This is a genomic window from Mesorhizobium sp. M7A.F.Ca.MR.176.00.0.0 (assembly GCF_004023165.1).
Lineage (GTDB): Bacteria > Pseudomonadota > Alphaproteobacteria > Rhizobiales > Rhizobiaceae > Mesorhizobium.
Window position 1 is genome coordinate 1 of sequence record NZ_RZTC01000270.1, and the last position, 1,684, is coordinate 1,684.

Consider the following 1,684-nt stretch of genomic DNA (forward strand, 5'->3'; position numbering starts at 1 on the left):
CACCAGGATCCTGACAATTCGACCTCGTCGGATGGCCCGAACATGCTGCCGTTAAAGGACATGCCAGCCTTGCTCGAGCGGCTGATGGCATTCGACCGTATCGCCAAGGGCCTCTAAGGCCGGACGCATACCCTGCCGACTGCCGGCGCTTGTGGAAGGCACGAGCCGGCTATACGCTTGCCTTGCAACTGAGCGTTTTGGCAGGAGGAAGCCATGTCCGTCGCCCGCGTCACCGAAATCACATCGTCGTCGAAGAAGAGCTTTCAGGACGCCATCGAACAGGGAATTGCGCGCGCCTCGAAAACCCTGAAGAACGTCGAGGGCGCTTAGATCCAGGACCAGAAGATCGTCGTCCAAGACGGCAAGATTGTTGCTTATCGCGTCAATATGAATGTTACCTTCATCCTCTCGGAGTGACCGGGCGTCGCCGAAAAAGTCGGGAACCTTCGCCCGCGCCCCTCATTGTCCAAGTATGGTTCTAAACCACAATGAGGAGCACAATCATGACAACCCAGACAGGTCACACCCAAGCCATCGCCGCTTCACGGGTCATCGGTACATCGGTCTACAATACCGAAGGCACGAGCATCGGAAGCATCGAGGATGTGATGCTCGACAAGATGACGAACGGCATCATGTTCGCGGTGATCGGTTTTGGCGGCTTCCTCGGCATTGGCGAAAAATATCACGCCATTCCGTGGGCAAGCCTCGACTATGATGAGGACAAGGGCGGCTATGTCGTGCCGTTTTCCAAGGAACAACTCAGAGCGGCGCCTGCCTATTCGATCAACGAATTGAGCGGGGCGGATGGCGAGGTGGCGCGCGACGAATCTTACAATTACTACAAGGTCACGCCTTACTGGCATTGACAGCAACGACAAAGCGGCCCCGTCGAGAGACGGGGCCGCTTTGTATTCTGGCTTATTCGCTGACATGTAAGGGGGCCATCGCCTTCGGCGGCGACTGCTGATTGTCGCACGACGTCAGGAATGCCGCCGCGATCAGGAACAGACTCACGATACCACTCAACTGGGACATGGCGAAACTCCTCCTGTTTCGCCCCGCGCGCTGCACCTTAACCGGAAGTCAGCCGACCGTACATGACTTATGATGACAGCGATTTGCGCTTCGTGAATCGTTCAGAGGCTGATGCCGCGGCAATAATTGCCGGCCGGCCGATTGCCTTTTGCAGCACTTTGGCTAAGACGTGCGGCATTCTTCAGATCAATCGAGGACATCGCAAATGACCGCCATCATCGACATTGTCGGGCGTGAAATCCTGGACAGCCGTGGAAATCCGACCGTCGAGGTCGATGTCATTCTCGAAGACGGCTCGATGGGCCGCGCGGCGGTGCCGTCGGGTGCTTCGACCGGCGCCCACGAGGCCGTCGAACTGCGCGACGGTGGCGCCCGCTATCTCGGCAAGGGCGTGCTCAGGGCCGTCGAAGCGGTGAACGGCGAGCTGTTCGAGGCCATCGGCGGCATGGAAGCCGAAAACCAGATCCATATCGACCAGACCATGATCGAGCTTGACGGCACGCCCAACAAGAGCCGGCTTGGCGCCAATGCCATTCTTGGCGTTTCGCTAGCGGTGGCCAAGGCGGCCGCCGATGCCGCCGGCCTGCCGCTCTACCGCTATGTCGGCGGCACCAAGGCGCATCTCCTGCCGGTACCGATGATGAAC

Annotated in this window: 1 protein-coding gene and 3 pseudogenes; all 4 read left to right on the plus strand. The window is 58.9% G+C overall.

Annotation, left to right across the window (positions count from 1 at the left end):
• Positions 1-117, plus strand: a pseudogene (locus EOB59_RS37085) (3-deoxy-8-phosphooctulonate synthase); the annotation flags it as partial.
• A 96-nt stretch (positions 118-213) separates the two neighbouring features.
• Positions 214-417, plus strand: a pseudogene (locus EOB59_RS34685) (dodecin family protein).
• A gap of 86 nt (positions 418-503) precedes the next feature.
• On the plus strand, positions 504-869 hold the full coding sequence (locus tag EOB59_RS34690; protein WP_127397501.1) for a PRC-barrel domain-containing protein: 366 nt from the start codon (positions 504-506) through the stop codon (positions 867-869).
• Between the two features lie 374 nt (positions 870-1,243).
• Positions 1,244-1,684, plus strand: a pseudogene (gene eno / locus EOB59_RS34700) (phosphopyruvate hydratase); the annotation flags it as partial.